Genomic DNA, 19,295 nt, shown 5'->3' on the forward strand with positions numbered 1-19,295 from the left:
ACAACACAGCAGGCAATGCGCCTCAGGGCAAGAGCGGCACCGCATTCTCCACTAGGCCCGCTTTCCGCTGGCCGGTGCCCGGGTGGTTGAAATCACCGATGTCCTCGCGGGCTTTTTCCGCCAACTGGGCGAGGCGCTGAACCACTTCGGGATGCTGCGCGGAGACTTCGTGTTCCTCACTGACATCGTGACGAACATCAAACAGCTCCAGTTTGGAGGGTTCACGCCTGCTGCCCAGCGTTTTAAATTTGCCCTCGAGCGGCAGGTAAAGTTTCCAGTCTCCCGCACGCACCGCCTGAAGCTGCTCCATGCGATAGTAAAAGAAGCCATCATCATCCCACGGCGAGGCGGTGTTCCCTGCACCGAAGAGAATCGAGGTGATGTCATGCCCGTCTATCTTATGCGGCGGCATACTGGCTCCAGTAAGGCTGGCAAAGGTCGGCAGCAGGTCCAGCGTCGAGCACAGCGCGTCATTCACCGCTCCAGCGGCGATCTTGCCCGGCCAGCGCATCACGCAGGGCATGCGCATCGCTCCCTCGGACGTGTCATAGCCTGAGCCGCGATAGGGCGCATTGCTGCCCTGCGGCGGATTGCGCTTCACCGCGCCGTTGTCGGAGGTCCACACGACGAGCGTGTTGTCCGCGAGCTTCAACCGCTGCAAAGCCGCCATGATCTCCCCGGTGCTCCAGTCCAGTTCCTCCACCGAGTCGCCGTACTCACCGTTCGCGCTTTTGCCGCGGAAGTTCTCGCTTGAAAACGGATGCGCGGTGGAGCCAGGCATCGTGTGCGGCAGGTAGAGAATGAAAGGCTCCGCCGCATGCTTTTCAATAAAGCGTACCGCCTCCTCCGTGCAGCGCTTTACCAGATGATCTCGATCCGCAGGTGCATCGATGACCTTTTCTCCACGCATCAGCGGCAGCTCCGGCCACACATCCGGTTTTTTGTCCTTCGTCATGTCATCGCTGTAGGGAAGGCCAAAAAAATCATCAAACCCCTGCTTCGTCGGCAGAAACCCCGGCTGATCCCCGAGATGCCATTTGCCGATGCACATCGTGGCATAGCCCGCGCTTTTCAAAACCTCCGCCATCGTGACCTCGGAGGGATTGAGCCCCTTGCGCGCCACCGGCTGCAGCACCGCGCCGCCCGTATCGCTCACATGCATGCCCACCCGGCGTGGATAGCAGCCGGTCATCAAGGCCGCACGGCTGGGTGTGCAGACCCCGCTGGCGACATAGAAACTGGTGAACTTCGTTCCCTCCGCCGCCAGCCGGTCCACATTGGGCGTGCGGTGCAGTTTTGAACCGAAACAGCCGAGGTCGCCATTCCCGAAGTTATCCACAAAAATGACGATGATGTTCGGCTTCGCGGCGAAGGCGCTGACGGAGAGCAGCAGAAGGAGGCAGAGTGTTTTCATGGGACAGGAGACCTCTCCCCCAGTGAAAACATCAGCAGCAATGCTGGCTACGGTGCGCCGGGAAAGGGATCTGCATTCAAACGGAGCCGAGCTTCGCTTTTGAGCGAGTTTCCTTGGGCCATTTCGGGCGGCATCACCCGGATCGAGGCCATGAGAACAGCGGCACCGATGATGAGCGTCAGTGCCGTCAGCCAGCGCGCAGAGAGCATCCAGCCGGAATCCCGGCGGGTTTCAAACAGGCGTTGCATGCGGGCGCGCAGGCCCGAACGACGGGCAAAGGACAGGGCGAATGCCGGCAGGGGCATCTGCGTGGCATGGGCCAGCAGCATTTCTCCATACTCCCGACGACTGCATGCTGTGGCAGCCGCCTCATCACAGCAGACTTCGGACTCCGCCTCGTAGATCCCGCACAGCACATGCATGGCTGGATTCCACCAGAAGCAGGCACGGACGAGTGCTGCACAGAAGCGGTGCAGCCCGTCTCTCTGCCGCGCATGCTGGCACTCATGCCGCAGAGTGGCACGCAGCGTGCCCTCGGGCCAGGAGACCGCAGCCAGCGGCAGCAGCACGCAGGGCCGCAGCCAGCCCGTCATGCAGGGACCTTCGATTTCTGAAGTGAAGCGTACTTCGACAGCGCCATCTGGATTCAATGTGGACTTCTTAGCCTGACGCACCAGCCGCAGAATGCCCGCAACGTCGTTCACCACCCGCAGCAGCAGAATCAAGCTGCCCAATGCCCAGACCGCTGTCAGCAGCGGCCACCAGCGACCTGCTTGGGAGGTGATGTCACCCGCCACAGCCATCGAAGCAGCCGGAAGCCCCTGCCATGGCAAAGGCAGCCAGGGAAGCACCCACAAGCCCCACATGCCGAGCAGGGCAAATCGACGCCGCACCTGCGGATGCTGCATCGGCACCACCAATGCAGCAGCACTCATGAGCGCAGCCCACAGCGTGGCTTTGAGAGCGATGGCGATCCAGCAGGCAGTCATGACGTGTGGGTGGAGTGGATCAGGAAGGCGATTGCTCGTCGAGCAATTTCCGGATCGCTGCGACTTCCTCCGGCGGCAGTTTGCGGTCCTTCGTCTCCAGCAGGGAGGCCATCAGCTTGCCGGGAGAGCCGTCAAAAAAAGTGCGCATGATTTTTCGCAGCGCCGTGTCACGCGCCTTTTCGCGGGAGATGGCCAGCTCATACACATAGCGGCGGGACTCGCGTGTGTGCTTGAGCAGCTTCTTGCCCACCAGAATGCTCAAGAGCGCACGCACCGCCGAGTAGGACGGGCTGTCCGGCATTTCCTCCTGAATCTCCTCCGCCGTCGCCTTGCCCAGCCGATAGACAATGTCCATCGCCTGCCGCTCGCGTTTGGAAAGTTGATCATCTTTGACTGCCATGTGCTGAAAATGCTGCATTTGGGCGGGATGGCAAGTGCGGATTGCTACAGGCCTCCACGCAGGATGTATTCGCAGGCGCTCAGTTTAAATGCATATTTTTCAGCATTTAATCTTGCCAGAATTCCAAATGCTGATATTTCTGCATTTATGAACCCAGCCCAAATCCGCCGTTCGATTGTTGTTTGCTCCGCATCTCTCATCGTCACTCTGATGGCGTCATGCAGTACAATGTATTCTCCAGCTCCTCCGCCACCACCGCCTGCGCCCATGCATGCGGGTTCAGGCAGCAGCCGATCAGACGCCTACGCTTCGAAAACTCGGATCGATGAACGTCCCGGTCTTGGCACCTCCGCAGGTCAGGAGAGGTATTCGCAACTGGAAACTACCCGCATGCTTCGGAAATCGGACGCACCGGATGCGGTGGAGTCATTTCATTACAATGATGAAGCGGGTGCAAGGGCCATGGCGGGAGTCATGGGAGGCAGCATGACCAAACACAGCGGTTTGTTCCCAGCTGCAGGCGAACGTTTGAAAGTAGGACTGGTGCGCTACGGGGATGCCTACCCACACTATGATGTCAACGGCAAGCGCATCGTGATCGGAGAGAACGGCGGCCACTACGAAGTCAGGCTGGAAAATCGCTCCAAGAAACGCATCGAAGTCGTTGTCAGCGTGGATGGTCTGAACGTCCTCACCGGGATGGCGGCCAGCCCTAAGCAGCGTGGATTCGTGCTGGAACCCAAAGAAAGATATGATGTGGACGGCTTCCGCAAAGACAGAACGACCGTGAAATCGTTTGTGTTTGGCAGTGTGGCACGGTCCAAAGCTGCCTCCACTGGAGGAGCAAGCAATGTGGGTGTCATCGGGCTGGCGGTCTTTGAAGAAGATGAAGCCAGAGCCAAAGCGGAGCTGCAACGTGAGCAGCTTGCCCGTGAAAATGCCAACGCCTTTCCCGGAGCCCGCTAACTCAGGGTGCCGGAGTCTCCCAAATCGCCACGCCCATGTGATAATGATCACATTCGGGCGCGGCTTTGGAGTAGTAGGCGGTGACGATTTTTCCGTTCGCGAGCTGCACGCTGGAGGGGTAGCCGCAGTCGCTCACCTCGCTGCGGGCGAGTCGGATGGGAGCACTCCAGGTCTTGCCATCGTCGCTGCTGAACTTTGCGCAGACGCCGTGCTGCCCGGCAACGCGAACGCCATAGCTGAGCAGGAGGCGTTTGTCGGCAAGGCGGGTGAGGTGGCCGTTGATTTCGTTGCGGCCTGTCACCTTGTGAGGAGCGCCCCAGGTCGCGCCATCGTCATCGCTGCGAAACAGTTCCATCTGCGTGGTGCGTGCGGCGGCGAGCCAGCTTTTGCCGCCGAGAGGGAAGATGTCGGTTTCGTTATGGGTGGGGCCGATGATGGACTGCGGCTTCCAGGTGAGGCCGTCGTCATCGCTGCGGAAACACCAGGAGCGCCAGCTTTTGGCCTTGGACGATTTCGTGGGATCGGTGATCTGGCCCTGATAGCATGAGGTGCGCAGCGTGCCGTCCTGCGCTGTCCAGATGTCGCCAAAGGGGATGTGCTCGGTCCATTCGTCGGACTCGGCGGCGGGAAAAGCAGCGCTTTTGCTCCAGGTGCGGCCTGAGTCCTTCGAGCGCAATACCCAGCTGCGCAGCACAGCATCGCGGAAATCAGCCTGCTTGGGTCGCTGCGGCTGCTTCACATTGGTCCAGCCGGAGCAGAGCACGAGGAGATCGCCATTCTTCGCGAGGCCGGCGGCGTGGTTCATGCGGATCGTGTCAGGCTCATGCTGCGTGACCGTGCTGCGCTTCTCCCATTTCACGCCGTCGGGACTGGCGTAGCAGTCCACGTCTCCCTGCATCGTGCCGTGGCCGGGCTGATTGAAGAGGATGGCGATGAGGGTGCCATCCGGCAGCAGCGTGAGATTGGGCCAGGCGCATACATTCTCAATGGCGACGATGCGTTGCAGGCTTTTGGGCTCAACCTCCTGCGCGACTAACCCGGACAACGACAGTGCGAACAGAGAGGCTGCGATGATTTTCATGCGCAATCAACGCTGCAAGCAGGGCTCACATTACGGACGTTCCGCCACCATCAGGCGTGTGAACGGACCATCGTTGACATTGTAGTAGATGCGTTTGCCGTCGGCGCTGAAGACCGGATGCGGATGATTGCGCCGCCAGGATTTGGCGCCGCCGTTTTGGGCAAAGCTGTGCAGCAGCACCCATTTGCCGCCATTCATGTCCGCCACCTGAATGCCCCATTCATCGCCTTTTCCGCCGACGCTTTTGCTCATGCCATCGGTGACCATGAGGGTGCCGTCCGGACTCACGGACGGATGTGTGCCACTGAGCACAGGCACATCTTTAAGCCTGGTGTATCTGGCCGGGTTGTCATGGATGTCGAATCTGATATTGCCCGCTTCAAAAATGTGCTGTGAGTCCGGTGTCCACGCCGGATGGCCCCACTGGTTGCGCTGCCAGATGCAGGCGGCTTTTTCAAAATCATAGACCACGGTGCCCTGGCGATGGCTGGCCCGGCTGGACGTGTAGTTGTCCCCGCCATTGCCGGCGGCCACTTTGAAAAACACGCGCTTCAGATCAGGACTGAACACCGGAAAGAAAATGGAGCAGGGCTTGCCGGCGAACTCCTTCTGCAGCCAGTCGCCATACTTGGCCTCCACCTCGCTGATCTTCGCCATGGTGCTGGTCTTGCCCGTGGTTGCATCCCACACCTCGAGATCACGATACGGTCCCGGATTCCAATGGCAGCCATACATAGGTAGCAGATCTCCCTCGGGCCTGCCAAATCCGACCTGATGATCTTCAGCGACGATCGTTTTCTCCAGCGTCTCTACCTCCACCACGACCACGCGCCATTTCTTGTCGATCACTTCATGAAACGCCACGCGTTTGCCACCGGAAAGCCACTGCTGGCAGGCCACGCGGTGGGCATCCTCCGTGTGCACGTTGTCAGCCAGCACGGTTTCTTTTCCCGTGGCACGCTCGATCATGCGAACTTCGCCAAACTGCCCCAGCGGATCGGTCGAAGTGAAAAACAGCACACGCTTGCCATCCGGACTTTCGGGATTGGTCAGGTAATAGCTGTGCGTGGTGTGCCGCCCTTCGATGGCTGAAACCGGCTTGATGGCGACACCCGTGGACCAGGCCGCGACAGGATCGGCCGCAAGGCCGTGGAAACTCATCAATAGAAGAAATGAAACGATGGATTTCATGATGCTTCGAATGACTACAGCGTCTCAATTCAGGCTGTCAAATCACGCAGCACGCGCCCATGCACGTCGGTGAGGCGCTGATCGCGACCGCCGTGGCGGAAGATGAGTTTTTCGTGATCCACCCCCATTTGATGCAGAAGCGTGGCGTGGATGTCATGGATGTCCACGGGATCGCTGGCGACGGAGTTGCCAAACTCATCCGTTTCACCGAAGGCCATTCCGCCTTTGAAACCACCACCGGCCATGAAGATGCTGTAGCCGTTCACATGGTGATCACGGCCACAAGTCTCGCTGATTTTGGGCGTATGCGGTGTGCGGCCCATCTCGCCGGCCCAGAGCACAATGGTTTCGTCAAGCAGGCCACGCTGATCGAGATCGCTGATGAGAGCGGCGACGGATTGATCGGTGATGCGCGCATTTTTGGCGTGGTTTTGGCGAATCTGTCCGTGCTGATCCCAGGGCGAATTGTTGCCGTCAAAACTCGGACAGGTGATTTCGACAAACCGCACCCCTGCTTCCACCAGGCGCCGCGCACGCAGGGCCTGGGTGGCATAAAAGCGCTGATGTTCATCGGTGGAATCCACACCGTAGAGCCTGCGAATGTATTCAGGTTCTCCGGCGATGTCCGCAATGCCAGGAACCGCGCTTTGCATGCGAAACGCCGTCTCATAGTTCGCAATGGCTCCTTCAATGATTGGTGCGTCCGAAGTGCGCGCCGCGAACTCAGCATCCTGCTGTGCCAGCAGCGCAAGTTTGCGCCGCTGGATGACCGCCTCATCATGCGGAGCAATATTATCAACCGGCACGCCCTTGGCGCGAACCATCGTGGCCTGATGACTCGCGGGCAGGAAAGAACTGCCAAAGTTTTCGAGCCCGCCGTTTGGCACCCAGTCGTTGTTGAGCACGACATAGCCCGGCAGATTGTGATTTTCCGTGCCCAGTCCATAGGACACCCAGGAGCCGATGCTCGGCGCCTGGCCGAGGATGCGGCCGGTGTGCAGCAGCAAGTTCTGCTGACCATGCAGCGGCAGTTCGCCAACCATCGAGCGAACAACGCAAAGCTTGTCCGCTACTTGAGCGATGTGCGGAAAAAGCTCGCTCACCCACAAGCCGCTTTGCCCGCGCTGCTTGAACTCCCACGGACTGCCAAACCAGACGCGGCCCGCATTTGACTGCGAGCGCTTTGATACCGCACCACTGCCGATGGCTTTGCCCTCGAACTTTTTGAGCATGGGCTTGGGATCAAAGGTGTCCACATGACTGGGACCGCCGTCCATGAAGCAGAAAATGATGTTCTTCGCCCGTGCACGCCGGTGCAGCGGCACACCCGCCATGGCACGCAGCGCCAGCATGCCAAAGCCCGTGGCAGCACCTGCCAGAATCTGGCGGCGCGAGCAAAATCGATGATTATGCGGCAACATTTCAGCGGAAGTAGAGAAACTCCTTGGTGTTGAATAACGCATGGGCAAGGCGTTCCCATGCATCCGGCGTGTCTCCGCCAAAATCCTGCAAGGCGGCTGTCCAGCGTTTCAACTCGGCTGCATTCGGCGCACGAGCCAAGGCCTGCTCAAACATCTGACGCACGCGGTCTTCGCGGTTCACGTCCTTGTTTTTGAACAAACCAGCCGCCCAGCCTTTGGCCATCTCGTTCACAAACGGATCATTCAGCATGATCAGAGCCTGGGAGGGAACATTCGTCACGTCTCGTCTGCCAGCAGGCAGTTTCAGATCTGGAAGATTGAAGCCGACGAGAAATTTCGGCGGATCCATGATGGACATCTGCAGGTAGATCGAGCGGCGACCATGGCCATCGAGCGGACCGCTGAAAAGGCGCTTGGCCGCGTCCTCGGCACTGCGAAACGGCAGGACAGGCCGACCATAAAGCTGCGGGTCGAGACGACCAGAGATCGCGAGTAGTGAATCGCGAATGGCCTCCGCCTCCAAACGCCGCGTAGGGTAGTGATGCAGCAGGCGGTTCTCCGGATCACGTTCGCGCGCGGCATCGGCCACGAGCCCGGACTGCCTGAAGGTCTGGCTTAAGACGAGACGCCGCACCAGCTTCTTGGTGGACCAGCCTTCGCGGATAAACTCGCGCGCCAGCCAGTCGAGCAGTTCGGGATGCGAAGGCATGACTCCGAGCCGTCCGAAATCATCCGGGGTGGCCACAAGTCCGGTGCCAAAGAGCCACTGCCATACTCGGTTCACATAGACACGAGCCGTCAGCGGATGCTCGGGATCCAGCAGCGAATCGGCGAGCGTCAGCCGGTCCGACACTCGCACCTTGGGGTCCAGCATTTTCAAAAATCCCGGCTGCACCAGCGTGCCGGGCACATCCACGTTTCCGCGCACGTTGAGCGGGTAGCTGGCCGGGGCCGTTTCCCGCTGGTCCATGCTGTTGACCGTGCGCGGAAAATCGATGCCTGCCTCGGCGCTCCGATATCCGGCCACCAGTGTCGCGAGCCTGCTTCCGGGTTCCGCCTTGTTTGGCAGCAACCCGCTGCTGAGCAGCCAGTCTAAAACAGGCTGATCTCCCGGCTGCGTTTTGCCCTCGCGCCACCGCGTGACAGCAGAGTTGAACCAGTCCGCGATGCGCTGCCATGAGTCCGGTGAACCCGCAGCTTCATACAAACCAGCAAACTCTTCCTGTTCATCCTGCGGTGCACCAGCCTTGTCATGCGAGACAAGGCCGCAGACGCTCAGCCAGCTGCGTTTATCGTAGCCGAAGTCGTCATTCTTGAGCCCCTTTGCCAGACCGGTGCGTGGTGGGAAATTCGGGTTTAAAGACGAGGTGGCAAACTCCACCGTGACCTGCTGAACTCCATTCTTCAGCTCGGCATCCCCGAAGGTCTTCCACTCGGCAAGGGTGTTGGTGTAGAAAGCGATGGTTTCATTTTGAAACGCATGGTCATCAATCACAAGTTGGCCGCCAAATTCCCCGCCTGCGAGGTCAAGGCTCACGAACCTGCCCGGGATGAGATGCTCAGGCGGCATGCGCAACGCTCCGGGCAACTTGGAGGACAAGGCGTGCGTGTGCCAGCCACGCGGCAGAAGACGCGCAATGACGGCATCGCCTTCGAGCGCGATGAGCGGTGTGCCTTCCTCGACAAAGCCGTGTTTCATCCCATCGCCCTCCATCACCCAGCCGTGGGGAAACTGAGCCCTGGCAGGATCAGCCAGGAGTTTGAACGTGGCGTTGGCGTTTTGCGCGGCCATGCGGGCCTTGCGCCACTCGGCTGCTTTTTGTGTGAGCTGATCTGGCGCGGCAAGCGGTGCACCAATGCCCTTCAATGCGGCGCCGTGCGTTTCCGCCCACTGTTTGAGGAAGACCGCCTCCAACGGCTTTTTCCACGCAACTGCCACTTCGGCGCGAATCGCCGCGCGCAGCTCTTTGAGCTTCGCGATGACCGCATCGTTTTTATTCGGCGCATCGATCACACGGGAGGTCCATCGTGGTGTGGTGAAGATGGCGGCAAGAGCATAGTAGTCGTGCTGCGAGACGGCTTCGAGCTTGTGATCGTGGCAGCGTGCGCAAGCCACGGTGGTGGCGAGAAAGGCTTTGGAAAAGGCGTCGATCTTGTTGTTCACCATCTCCTGGTGAATGCCGTTGAACATCAGGCTGCTGCCGTGTCGGTGCTCCCCCAGATGATAGAACATGGGACCGATGAGGCTCTCGTTGGTTTGTGAAGCGGTGTTGATTCGCGGCCTCGGCAGCAGATCTCCCGCGATCTGCTCGCGCAGGAACTGAGCGAAACTGATGTCGTCATTGAAGGCGCGGATGAGGTAGTCACGATACTCGTAGGCACCCTTGGCGGGATTGTCCCATTCGTAGCCGTAGGTGTCTGTGTAGCGCACGACGTCCATCCAGTGCCGTGCGAAGTGCTCCCCAAAGCGGGGACTTTGCAGCAGCATGTCCACATAAGCCTCGTCAGACAAAGAGGCTGAAGCCGCTGATGGCGGCAGCCCCGTCAGCACAAAGGAAAGCCGCCGCCTCAGCACACCAGGCTCAGCCGGGGGCGCAGGCTGGAGTTTGGCGGAAAACAACGCCGCACGCACGAAACGATCCACCGGCTCTTTTGACCATGCCTCATCATCCACCTTCGGCGGCTCGTTGTTGCGCATGGGCCTGAGGCTCCACCAGTCGAGGCGTTTGTGAAACTCGACGTCCCAGGTGTCGCCTGCTGCCAGATCCTGGCTGCTCTTTGTCACTGACACCCGCGGATCGGGAGCCCCCAGCCGGATCCATTCCGCAAACACGGCAATCTCCGCAGCAGGAAGCATCTTCTTCGGCGGCATTTTGACATCCTTTTCCGCATGACTCAGCGCCTGCATCAGCAGGCTGGCTTCCGGCTTCCCTGGAACAAGGGCGGGGCCGCTCTCGCCTCCTTTTTCCCAGCCAGACTTCGAGTCAAGAGCGAGGCCGCCTTTGATTTTTCTCTCATGCGAATGGCACTCAAAGCAGCGCTGTTTCAGCAGGGGCTCCACCTTGGAGACAAAGATGTCCTCCGCACTCGTGAACGAGGCGGTCAGCAAACATGCCATGGTGGCGAACGGCTTCATCGGTCTTATGTAATTATGCAAATGAACCAACGCCGGCAGGAAGCCATTTCTCTGTGGTCATACCCGCAAAAAATGGTAATATCCGATCATTCGAAATGAAACCTCTGCAAAAAGCATTTCTCACCGAGTTGGCAGACCTGGGCCAGCTTCTCGATCCCCTGGAGCGCATTCCGGGCGCGATGTTCATGATCAAGGATCTCGATTCCCGCTACCTGTACATGAGCCAGGCTCTGCGCCGCGTGATCCACCTGCCGGACAACCTCGAAATCATTGGCAAGACGGATTTTGACCTGTTTCCAAAGATCATCGCACAAAGCTTCCGCCAGAATGACCTGCAAGTCTTCAAGCACGGCAGGCCGCTCCTCAACGAAGTCCATGCCGTGGGCTTTTTCGCTCATGCGATGAAATGGGCTTATTCCAGCAAGTTCCCACTGCGAGATCACAAGGGCAAAGTAATCGGCCTTATCACCATCAACGAGGAATACAAGGATGTGATGGGCCAGGAGGCCGAGCTAAACCGCCTTCTGCCCGCCATCGAGCACATCGCCAAACATTACGCCGAGAGCATCACCATCGCCCAACTCGCCACACGCTGCAGCTTCTCCGAGAGCCACTTTGCCCGCATCTTCAAGCAACGCATGAAGATGACTGCCTACGCTTTCGTCGAACAAGTCCGCATGTTTCACGCCATCGACGCCATCCGACACACCGCCGCAAGCGTGGCAACAATAGCTGCGGACTGTGGCTTTTATGACCCAAGCTCCTTCGTGAAGCGCTTCAAGAAATTTACCGGCAGCACACCGCTGAAGTATCGGCGCGAGCATCAAGCACGAAGAGAGCGGGCACTGGCGCTGCCAGAAGCGCTGGCTTAGCTGCGCCAGTACAGCGACTCTTTCGGCACGGTGTAGGCCACCCCCAGCTCCGGCGTTTGAATGACCTCCCCCTTGCGATACAGCGATTCGACCGCCGCAATCAGCATGCCGGAGGTGAGCAGCGTGCGCTCCACAGGATAGGGCGCACGATTGTGCAGGATCATGTCCTCAATGTGATGGACGAGCGGATTGAAAAAGTCGGCGGTGGTCGAGCTGGAGCCCGGCATGGGCAGAAACATCTGGCAGGAGGTGATCTCGCCAGTTTCGCTGTTCAGGCCCGCATAGTTGAAATCCCGCACCGGCAGCATGAAGAGCGTGGTGTGGAAGCCGTCGCGATGTTCGATGAAATACGCGAAGGCATCAGGGAAGATCTTGCGCGCCCACTCAAAGCTGACCGGCTCCAGGGGATACCCTTCCACCGGCCAGGTGTGGCTGCGGGTGAGTGCGGCGGCGAGCAGGCGCTGCGTGTTCTTCCGTGTGGCGGCATGCTCCCACATTTTTTCGCCACGCAGAGCGCGCACGCTTTTGATGCCGACCTCACCACCACGACGGCGCTCGGACATGCACTGCGCGGTTTCGAGGCCGTGGAAGTCGTATTTTTCGACACCGCCGTAGCCGACGGCCACGCTCTCCGCCAGCGGCGTGCCCCACGGCAGGTCCACCGCAGGCAGACGGCGTGTCACGGGCAATGAGGACCCGGCGAGAAAGGGAAAACCGAGGCGTTTGGCATCAGCCACCATCTCGGCACACTTGCTCCACTCGGTGGAGAGATGCTTGTCGTTAAAGACGGGCACGCTGCGGCCGCTGGCTTCGAAGACTTTGACGACCTCTTTGAAGAATTCGTAGCGCGGGTAGAGCGTCTGCCCCTTTTCATTTTCAGGGTAGTCGCCGTGTTCACCAATGAGGACGACCCCATCCACCGCGAGCTTCCCCGTGCCCAGTGTGAGCGCCTCGGCGATGCTGGAATAGATCGGGATGTGATAGCGCTCCGAACGACCGCGCGCGAGATCGGTTTTAGGAAACTGCGCGACGTACATCGACACCAGATCCGTCTGCGGCGGCAGCCACTGCCCGGCCCACGCGTGGCCCATGGCAAGCCGGTCCACGAAATGCATCGCATGCGCGTTCTTGAACATCACCGTGGCGATGAGCGCGACTTTTTTACGTGCGGGCGTGGGGGCGGCATGGGCCGTGGCTGCTGCGGCAGCACCGGCCAGGAGGAAGGAGCGGCGGGTCCAGGATGATGAGCTCATGATGATGAAGAACGGTCCGATTTGTTTTCCCAAAACAACCACAGCGGCAGCACCGCGATGAGTGGCAGGCAGGAGGCCAAGATCAGCCCCTGATCAAACGAATGCGTGCGATCCGCCAGCCTGCCAAAAAACTGCTGCGCCTGCGCCGGCAGCACCCACGCGACGACTCCGGCGATGCCCGTGATCTTGCCCTGATGCCGCCCCGACAGATCCTGCGTGAAGGCATGATACAGCGGAAACACACCCAGCGCTCCGGCGCCCGCGAGCATGAAGACCGCGAGCAGCACCCATCCATGCTCCAGCCACGGGGTGAACGCGCAGGAGGCGCACAAAGCCCCGCACCCCGCAAAGACAATCACACGCGCCGCATGCACCGAAAGTTTGCGCCGCCCCAGCCACACCGCGAGCGCTCCTGCCCCGAGGCAGCCGACGTCCGTGGCGAGATACCAGGCCGAGGTAAACCACAGTGTCTCCGCTTCCGTGTATCCACGCCCTTCCTGCAAAATCTTGGGCAGCCATGCACGCAGGATCTGCCACGTCGTGTTGATCCCCGCGATGACCACAAAAATGATGAGCATGCGCCGGCTGAAAATGACGCTCCACAGGCTGGCACCATCCCCTTTGTCCGAGGTCTCGCTCAAACGAACCGGCGCAGGAAGGTCCGCCTTGCGCACGAGTGCAAACCACAGCACCAGCCAGCCAAAGCCGGTGATGCCCACCACTTGAAACGCCGTGCGCCAGCTTCCCAGTTCGGCCGTCATGAGCCCGCTCATGATCAGCGGCGTGATGATCGCGCCCACGGAGGTGCCGCTTTGCAGCACGCTGTTGCCAAAGGAACGCTCACGCGCATCCAGCAGCGCCCGCGTGGTGCGGATGCCGCAGGGCCAGTGACCGGCCTCGAAAAATCCGAGCGCCATGCGGCACCAGAGCAGCTCCTGCTCGTTGTGCACAAAGCCCGTGGCCAGTCCGGCCAGCGACCACATCGTCAACACAATGGCATAAAGCCAGCGCACGGAAAAGCGATCCGCCGCCCAGCCAAAGACGATGGAACCCGCTGCGAAAGCGTAAGCAAACACCGCCTCGATGTGGCCATACTGCTCCTGCGAGAGCCGAAACTCCTTGGTGATGCGCACCGCCGCATTCGCCAGCGTCTGGCGGTCCATGTAGTTGATCGCCGAAGCGAGCAGCAGCAGGCCGCAGATCGTCCACTTCCAAGCCGCCGAACGATGAAGTGGATTGGGATCAGCGGCGGCAGTCATGTCGGATGATCGCTGGTCAAATGTTAGGCCAGCAGTTCATCCACCACTTTCGCACCCTGGTTGTCCGTGAGCGATGCGGCGAGGCCGTTGCGCTTGTAGGTCAGCTTGGTGTGATCGAGGCCGAAGGTCTTCAGCAGCGTGGCGTGGTAGTCGTAATGCTTCACTTCGTCGATCACGGCTTTATGGCCAAATTCATCCGTTTCGCCGTGCACGTAGCCCTTCTTGAAGCCGCCGCCAGCCATCCACATGCTGAAGCCGTAGGTGTTGTGGTCGCGGCCCCACTTCTCACGGCCCGCATCGTTTTGCAGCACCGGCAGACGGCCCATTTCTCCGCCCCAGTGGACGACGGTGCTGTCCAGCAGACCGCGCTGCTTGAGGTCAATGAGAAGCGCAGCACTCGGCTGGTCGGTGGCCTGGCAGTTCTTGGGCAGCGCGGTGATGAGCGATCCGTGCTGATCCCATGACTGGCCCGCATTGAGCACCTGCACGTAGCGCACACCGCGCTCGACGAGGCGACGCGCGATGATGCAGCGCGTGGCGTAATCCTTGGTGATCGGGTTGTCGACACCGTAGAGTTTTTTGACGTACTCAGGCTCCTTCGAAATATCGAGCGCCTCCTTGGCAGCCACCTGCATTTTGGCCGCGAGCTCATAGCTGGAAATACGCGCCTGCAGATCAAGCTCGCCAGGGTGCAGGGCCAGATGGTCCTCGTTGAAGGCTTTCAGCAAATCAAGCTGGCGCTGCTGCGGCGCACCGGCCAGAGACGGTGGCGGATCCAGATTCAGAATGCGCGGCTCAGTGGCGCGCACGAGCGTGCCCTGAAACAGCGAAGGCAGCCAGCCATTGGTGAAGTGCTCACCACTGAAGGTGGGCAGACCGTTGGGGTGCGAGAGCACCATGTAGGCGGGCAGTTCATCCGTCTCACTGCCGAGACCGTAGGTCAGCCATGAACCCAGCGCCGGACGACCCGCGGTGATACGCCCCCCGTTCATCGCATACAGACCCTGCGCGTGATTGCTCACGCCGGAAGTCATCGAGCGGATCAGCGTGATCTCATCCACCACCTTGCTCAGGTTCGGCAGCAGTTCGCTGATCTCCATGCCGCACTCACCGTGCTTCTGGAACTTCCACGGCGAGCCAAAGCACTTCGATGACGCCTGCGCGAGATTGTCATACTTGATCTCACCAGGAAATTTCTGCCCGTCGTACTTCGTGAGCATCGGCTTCGGATCAAACAGGTCCATCTGCGACGGCCCGCCCATCATGAACATGGAGATCATCGCCTTCGCCTGCGGCTCAAAGTGCGGCTTCTTCGGATGCAGATCGTAGCGTATCTCGCCGGTGAAGCTCTCCGGCTTCACGGGGGCGGCGAGCAGGCCATCCTTCTCAAGCAACGAGGCAAGGGCCAGCGTGCCAAGGCTGTAGCCATTGGCGTGCAGGAAGTGACGGCGGGAGCAAAGCTTGGGGCGGTTCATTATTCGACGTAGAGGAAACGGTTTGAGCTGCAAAGGATCTGGCAAAGACTGGCCATGGCTTCCTGCGGCGGATTGGGCACGACCCCTTTCGGATGCTGGATGTCGTGGTGATACTGGGCGAGCGCCTTGGTCTGCTCATCGAGATAGGCGATGCCGCGTGTGACGTCAGCCTGCGTCGCCGGTTTGCCAAAGAGCAGTTCCCAGGCGCGCTTGATCTGCTCCGTGCGATTCCCAGGGGCCGCAGCCTCCAGGCGGCCTGCGAGGCGGAGCGAGCTGTCGAGCACGAAGGTGTCGTTCATGAGCAGCAGCGATTGCGGAGCCACAGTGGTCTGCGCACGCAACTCGCAGTTCGGCGTCATGACGGGGGCGTCAAAGGTGTCGAGCACGGTGACGGGCTTGCTGCGGCGCACCTGCACATAGATGGAGCGGCGGAAATCGTCCGCACCACCGGGATCGACCTTGTTCAGCGTGATCGTTCCTTTGTCGATGCCGGTGATGACGCGGCCCTGCGGATCACGACCAATGCCACTCGGCGGGCCGTAACTCGACTGCACCAGCGTGCCGGTAACCGACAGCAGGGAGTCACGCAGCGTCTCGGCATCCAGACGGCGCAGTTTGAAACGCGCATAGAGCTTGTTTTCAGGATCGTTGTGCAACGAAGCGTTGTTCACCGACGACTGCCGGTAGGCACTGCTCAGCATGATGAGACGATGCAGTGATTTCAGCTTCCAGCCGCTCTTCACGAACTCGTCGGCGAGGTAGTCGAGCAGTTCGGGATGCGTGGGCAGCTCGCCCTGGCGGCCAAAATCACCCGGCGTGTTCACGATGCCACGTCCCATGTGGTTCATCCAGAAGCGGTTCACCAGCACTCGCGCCGTCAGCGGATGTTTGCCGCTGGTCAGCCACTGCGCATAAGCGAGGCGGCGACCACTGGAGCCGCTGCTCACCGGCACCGGTTTGAAGGGCTCGATCTGCGGGCTGGCGAGGATGCTCAGTTCACCGGGGGTCAAAGCCTGCTTGGGCTGATCGTGGTCGCCGCGATTGAAAAGCTTGGTCACCGGCACCTGGCCCTTCACTTCCGTCAGCGCCATCACAAAGCCTTCCACCGGCTTGGTTTCCCGCAGCTTTTTAGCCTCGGCCATCTTCGCATCTACGATGTCCTGCTTCTTCTTGTCGTAGAGATCGAGCGAGTAGGTCGCGAGCGCGGAAGGATATTTTTTGATGAGCGCCTTCTGCTCCGGTGTCTGTTTGGCCACCGGCGTGTCACGGGCGACACGGAAGGCCGCCTGCTCCGCCTCGGGCACCTTTTTGATCTCGACCTCAAAAATCTCATCGAGGAATTTTTTGCTCATCGCCCGCGCTTCGGCCTCGATCTCCTTGGCTTTGACTTCGATCGCAGCCGCTTTCGCGCGCTCCTCAGGAGTGTAAAGCGAGTACAGCCTCTGCGCCGGCGCGCGCCAGGCCTCCCAGTTGTAGGCCGGATCAAACACAGCACGCAGCCGGTAGTAGTCGGCCTGTGTGATCGGATCGTAGCGATGATCGTGGCACTGCGCACACGCCACCGTCATGCCCATGAGCGACGAGGTCGTGACCTTCATCTGCTCGGCGATCACCTGGTTCTTCGCGAGTTTTGCATCATCCGGCGCATCGCCCGTGCCATCGGGAGCCATGCGCAGGAAGGCGGTGGCGATGAGCTGATCTGTCCGATGCGGATCCAGCACCGCCTGCTGGAAGTCTCCATGCGTCGCCCCGGCAAGCTCGTCCCCCGCCAGCTGCTCCTGAATGAATTCATCCCAAGGTTTGTCCGCGTTCATCGCACGGATCACGTAATCCCGATAACGCCACGCCTGAGGCCGCACCGAGTCAGCCTCTGAATAGCCGTTCGAATCCGCGTAACCCACCACATCCAGCCAGTGCCGCGCCCAGCGCTCGCCATAGTTTTTCGAGGCCAGCAGGCGCTCCACCAGCTGCTCATAGGCCAGCGGTGATTTGTCACTCACAAAGGCCTCCACCGCCTCCGGCGTCGGCAGCAGTCCGGTGAGATCCAGCGTCACGCGGCGAATCAGTGTCCGCCTATCAGCCTCGGGCGCAAAAGCGAGACCCTTGTCCGCCATCGATTTGAGCAGGAAGGCATCCACCGGGGTCCGCACCTTCTTGACATCCACATTGGCAGGCACCGCAGGACGTTTCACCGGCTGAAAAGCCCAGTACTCGCGGTCATCATCTGAAATCATCGGCCCTGGGGCCAGTGCCAGCGGCTCAGGCCGCGCGGTCTTGGCTCCCTGCGCGATCCATTGCTCAATGATCGCCAGTTCCGCCTCGGACACCTGCTTGCCCTTCTTCGGCATCTCCCCGCTTTTGATCTGCCGCACCAGCTCGCTCTGCGCCGGTTGTCCCGCCACCACGACATGGCTGCCGCTTTCCAGCTTCAGGTCCATAAAGCGCCGCAGCCGCAGATCCACGCCGCCCTCGGGCTTCTCCTCCTCCCCATGGCAGTGCGTGCAATGGGCCTTCACGATGGGGCGCACGTCTTTCTCAAACGTGAGCATGCGGTCCGCGCCGCGAACGGTCACGGCGAGGGAACAAAAGAGAACAGCAGGCGTCAGCTTCATCAGGGGGGGGGAATAAACCTACGCCCCCAGTACGCCCGTTTTTGCGGCGGATTACTCCACCGCCACTTTGACGACCACTTTGAACACCTGTTCCGGCTTTTCCCACTCAATGCAGGGCGCATGCGCATCCTGCGGGTAAAGAACGGCGAAGTGCCCGCCGCTCAGGTGCAGCGGCGTCACATCAGGGATGAGCTTCCACAGCGCGGCCTCTTTTTCCTCGTTGTAGGCCATCGTCTCCTCTTTCATCGCCGCCAGCGGCGCCCAGAGGATTGTTTCACGCCCGCTGTAGATGAACTGCACGTCGATGTACTTCCGATGCGCCTCAAACTTCGCCTTCTCCATCGGTTTCGTCTCATAGGTCTGCACCAGCGCAAAGCAGTGGTCCCCGTCCAGATCAAACCGCCCCAGCGGCTGCGTGCCGTCCACCGTGCGGAGATAGGCAAAGGCCTTCGCGAAACGCGAATTGAAAGACTCGTAGCGGGCGGAATTTTCAAGAGTGTCGAGGATCATGAGAAGAAGGCATTAAATCGACACCATGCTTGAGCCGTGTGCAACGCACAAAGGTGAACCGAGAGCCTCATCGCGCATTGAATTGTCATCAGTCCCGCTGAGTGTTCCGCCCCTTCGTCCGACCTGTCCATGAACGACCAGTTCCTATTTTCCGACATGCCCGCCGCCCTTGAAGAGCAGCCGGTCACCAGCGTCTTTCTAGCCATCCTTCCTGATCAGGTGGCTGCAGAGCAGATCGCCCGCTGCGCATGCGAGGTGAGGGCCAGACACGGGCTGAAGGGTGTTCCCCGCCCCACGGGTCGCTTCCATGTCACCCTGCATACTTTCGATCATGCCCCACATGCGTTGGAGAGGTCGGTTCAAATGGCTCAAATGGTCGCGGCCAAAGTGGTGAAAGGTGTCAGTCCTTTTGAGGTGCTCTTTGACCGGGTGAAAAGCTTCTCGGAGAAGAAATCCAATTTTCCCTGTGTCCTCGCAGACCGCGAAGGCAATGAAGCCCTGCGAGCTTTCGCCTCACGCTTGAAACGCGAAATGGGCAAGCCAGCCGGCCACTTCACGCCGCATGTCACGCTGCTGTACGATGATACCATCGTTAAAGAAGAATATGTGGAACCCGTGATCTGGACGGTGCGCGAAATCGTCCTCCTCAAGGCGATCAAGAACCGAAAGACTTTCCAGGAGCTCGGTCGCTGGACGCTTCAAGGCTGAAGCTCATC

15 protein-coding genes are annotated in these 19,295 nt (G+C 60.1%); 3 read left to right on the forward strand and 12 right to left on the reverse strand.

The window, feature by feature from the left end; all coding sequences use genetic code 11:
• Positions 1-22: 22 nt before the first annotated feature.
• Genes ACILSL_RS01960 through ACILSL_RS01970 form a run of 3 tightly spaced genes read right to left on the reverse strand, consistent with a single transcriptional unit; the run spans position 23 to position 2,803 of the window.
• Complete coding sequence (locus ACILSL_RS01960) at positions 23-1,414, reverse strand: sulfatase (protein ID WP_395730313.1); 1,392 nt, start codon at positions 1,412-1,414, stop codon at positions 23-25.
• 47 nt (positions 1,415-1,461) lie between these two features.
• Positions 1,462-2,403, reverse strand: a complete 942-nt coding sequence (locus tag ACILSL_RS01965) for a M56 family metallopeptidase (protein WP_395730314.1) — start codon at positions 2,401-2,403, stop codon at positions 1,462-1,464.
• A gap of 19 nt (positions 2,404-2,422) precedes the next feature.
• Positions 2,423-2,803 carry a BlaI/MecI/CopY family transcriptional regulator gene (locus ACILSL_RS01970; RefSeq protein ID WP_395730315.1) on the reverse strand — a complete coding sequence of 127 codons (381 nt, stop codon included), beginning with the start codon at positions 2,801-2,803 and terminating at the stop codon, positions 2,423-2,425.
• On the opposite strand from ACILSL_RS01970, the gene ACILSL_RS01975 reads away from it, so the two are divergent.
• Positions 2,783-3,769 (forward strand): hypothetical protein, encoded by a 987-nt coding sequence (locus ACILSL_RS01975; protein ID WP_395730316.1) that lies wholly within the window; start codon positions 2,783-2,785, stop codon positions 3,767-3,769. The genes ACILSL_RS01970 and ACILSL_RS01975 overlap by 21 nt on opposite strands.
• A 1-nt stretch (position 3,770) precedes the next feature.
• Here the strand turns inward: ACILSL_RS01975 and ACILSL_RS01980 are convergent, their stop codons facing one another.
• From ACILSL_RS01980 to ACILSL_RS01995, 4 genes are read right to left on the reverse strand one after another with little or no spacing between them, the layout of a single operon-like run.
• Entirely contained in the window at positions 3,771-4,850 is a 1,080-nt protein-coding gene (locus ACILSL_RS01980) for a sialidase family protein (protein WP_395730317.1), read from the reverse strand.
• A gap of 30 nt (positions 4,851-4,880) precedes the next feature.
• Positions 4,881-6,041 carry a TolB family protein gene (locus tag ACILSL_RS01985; RefSeq protein WP_395730318.1) on the reverse strand — a complete coding sequence of 387 codons (1,161 nt, stop codon included), beginning with the start codon at positions 6,039-6,041 and terminating at the stop codon, positions 4,881-4,883.
• Between the two features lie 29 nt (positions 6,042-6,070).
• Positions 6,071-7,462 (reverse strand): DUF1501 domain-containing protein, encoded by a 1,392-nt coding sequence (locus ACILSL_RS01990; RefSeq protein ID WP_395730319.1) that lies wholly within the window; start codon positions 7,460-7,462, stop codon positions 6,071-6,073.
• A gap of 1 nt (position 7,463) precedes the next feature.
• Positions 7,464-10,580: a PSD1 and planctomycete cytochrome C domain-containing protein gene (locus ACILSL_RS01995; protein ID WP_395730320.1), complete on the reverse strand. Its 3,117-nt coding sequence runs from the start codon at positions 10,578-10,580 to the stop codon at positions 7,464-7,466.
• Between the two features lie 113 nt (positions 10,581-10,693).
• Here ACILSL_RS01995 and ACILSL_RS02000 point away from each other — a divergent pair, with 113 nt between their 5' ends.
• Positions 10,694-11,470: a helix-turn-helix domain-containing protein gene (locus ACILSL_RS02000; RefSeq protein ID WP_395730321.1), complete on the forward strand. Its 777-nt coding sequence runs from the start codon at positions 10,694-10,696 to the stop codon at positions 11,468-11,470.
• Here ACILSL_RS02000 and ACILSL_RS02005 read toward each other — a convergent pair.
• From ACILSL_RS02005 to ACILSL_RS02025, 5 genes are all read right to left on the reverse strand, one after another.
• Positions 11,467-12,723 carry a hypothetical protein gene (locus ACILSL_RS02005; protein WP_395730322.1) on the reverse strand — a complete coding sequence of 419 codons (1,257 nt, stop codon included), beginning with the start codon at positions 12,721-12,723 and terminating at the stop codon, positions 11,467-11,469. The two genes, ACILSL_RS02000 and ACILSL_RS02005, sit on opposite strands and share 4 nt — an antisense overlap.
• Entirely contained in the window at positions 12,720-13,982 is a 1,263-nt protein-coding gene (locus ACILSL_RS02010) for an MFS transporter (protein ID WP_395730323.1), read from the reverse strand. Before ACILSL_RS02010 ends, ACILSL_RS02005 begins: the two co-directional genes overlap by 4 nt.
• A gap of 23 nt (positions 13,983-14,005) precedes the next feature.
• Complete coding sequence (locus ACILSL_RS02015; protein WP_395730324.1) at positions 14,006-15,457, reverse strand: DUF1501 domain-containing protein; 1,452 nt, start codon at positions 15,455-15,457, stop codon at positions 14,006-14,008.
• Positions 15,457-18,030: a PSD1 and planctomycete cytochrome C domain-containing protein gene (locus ACILSL_RS02020; protein WP_395730325.1), complete on the reverse strand. Its 2,574-nt coding sequence runs from the start codon at positions 18,028-18,030 to the stop codon at positions 15,457-15,459. The genes ACILSL_RS02015 and ACILSL_RS02020 overlap by 1 nt, the downstream gene beginning before the upstream one ends.
• A gap of 90 nt (positions 18,031-18,120) precedes the next feature.
• Entirely contained in the window at positions 18,121-18,579 is a 459-nt protein-coding gene (locus ACILSL_RS02025; protein WP_395730326.1) for a YhcH/YjgK/YiaL family protein, read from the reverse strand.
• A gap of 129 nt (positions 18,580-18,708) precedes the next feature.
• On the opposite strand from ACILSL_RS02025, the gene ACILSL_RS02030 reads away from it, so the two are divergent.
• A complete protein-coding gene (locus ACILSL_RS02030) occupies positions 18,709-19,287 on the forward strand; it encodes a 2'-5' RNA ligase family protein (RefSeq protein ID WP_395730327.1) in 579 nt (192 codons plus the stop codon).
• Positions 19,288-19,295: the final 8 nt, after the last annotated feature.

Source organism: Prosthecobacter sp., assembly GCF_044222345.1.
Taxonomy (GTDB): Bacteria; Verrucomicrobiota; Verrucomicrobiia; order Verrucomicrobiales; family Verrucomicrobiaceae; genus Prosthecobacter.

Coding starts and splice junctions, on each gene's coding strand:
- ACILSL_RS01980 (WP_395730317.1), bottom strand. CDS start 4,850: ATGAAAATCATCGCAGCCTCTCTGTTCGCACTGTCGTTGTCCGGGTTA.
- ACILSL_RS02030 (WP_395730327.1), top strand. CDS start 18,709: ATGAACGACCAGTTCCTATTTTCCGACATGCCCGCCGCCCTTGAAGAG.
- ACILSL_RS02000 (WP_395730321.1), top strand. CDS start 10,694: ATGAAACCTCTGCAAAAAGCATTTCTCACCGAGTTGGCAGACCTGGGC.
- ACILSL_RS02015 (WP_395730324.1), bottom strand. CDS start 15,457: ATGAACCGCCCCAAGCTTTGCTCCCGCCGTCACTTCCTGCACGCCAAT.
- ACILSL_RS01985 (WP_395730318.1), bottom strand. CDS start 6,041: ATGAAATCCATCGTTTCATTTCTTCTATTGATGAGTTTCCACGGCCTT.
- ACILSL_RS02025 (WP_395730326.1), bottom strand. CDS start 18,579: ATGATCCTCGACACTCTTGAAAATTCCGCCCGCTACGAGTCTTTCAAT.
- ACILSL_RS01970 (WP_395730315.1), bottom strand. CDS start 2,803: ATGGCAGTCAAAGATGATCAACTTTCCAAACGCGAGCGGCAGGCGATG.
- ACILSL_RS01960 (WP_395730313.1), bottom strand. CDS start 1,414: ATGAAAACACTCTGCCTCCTTCTGCTGCTCTCCGTCAGCGCCTTCGCC.
- ACILSL_RS01990 (WP_395730319.1), bottom strand. CDS start 7,462: ATGTTGCCGCATAATCATCGATTTTGCTCGCGCCGCCAGATTCTGGCA.
- ACILSL_RS02005 (WP_395730322.1), bottom strand. CDS start 12,723: ATGAGCTCATCATCCTGGACCCGCCGCTCCTTCCTCCTGGCCGGTGCT.
- ACILSL_RS01995 (WP_395730320.1), bottom strand. CDS start 10,580: ATGGCATGTTTGCTGACCGCCTCGTTCACGAGTGCGGAGGACATCTTT.
- ACILSL_RS02010 (WP_395730323.1), bottom strand. CDS start 13,982: ATGACTGCCGCCGCTGATCCCAATCCACTTCATCGTTCGGCGGCTTGG.
- ACILSL_RS01965 (WP_395730314.1), bottom strand. CDS start 2,403: ATGACTGCCTGCTGGATCGCCATCGCTCTCAAAGCCACGCTGTGGGCT.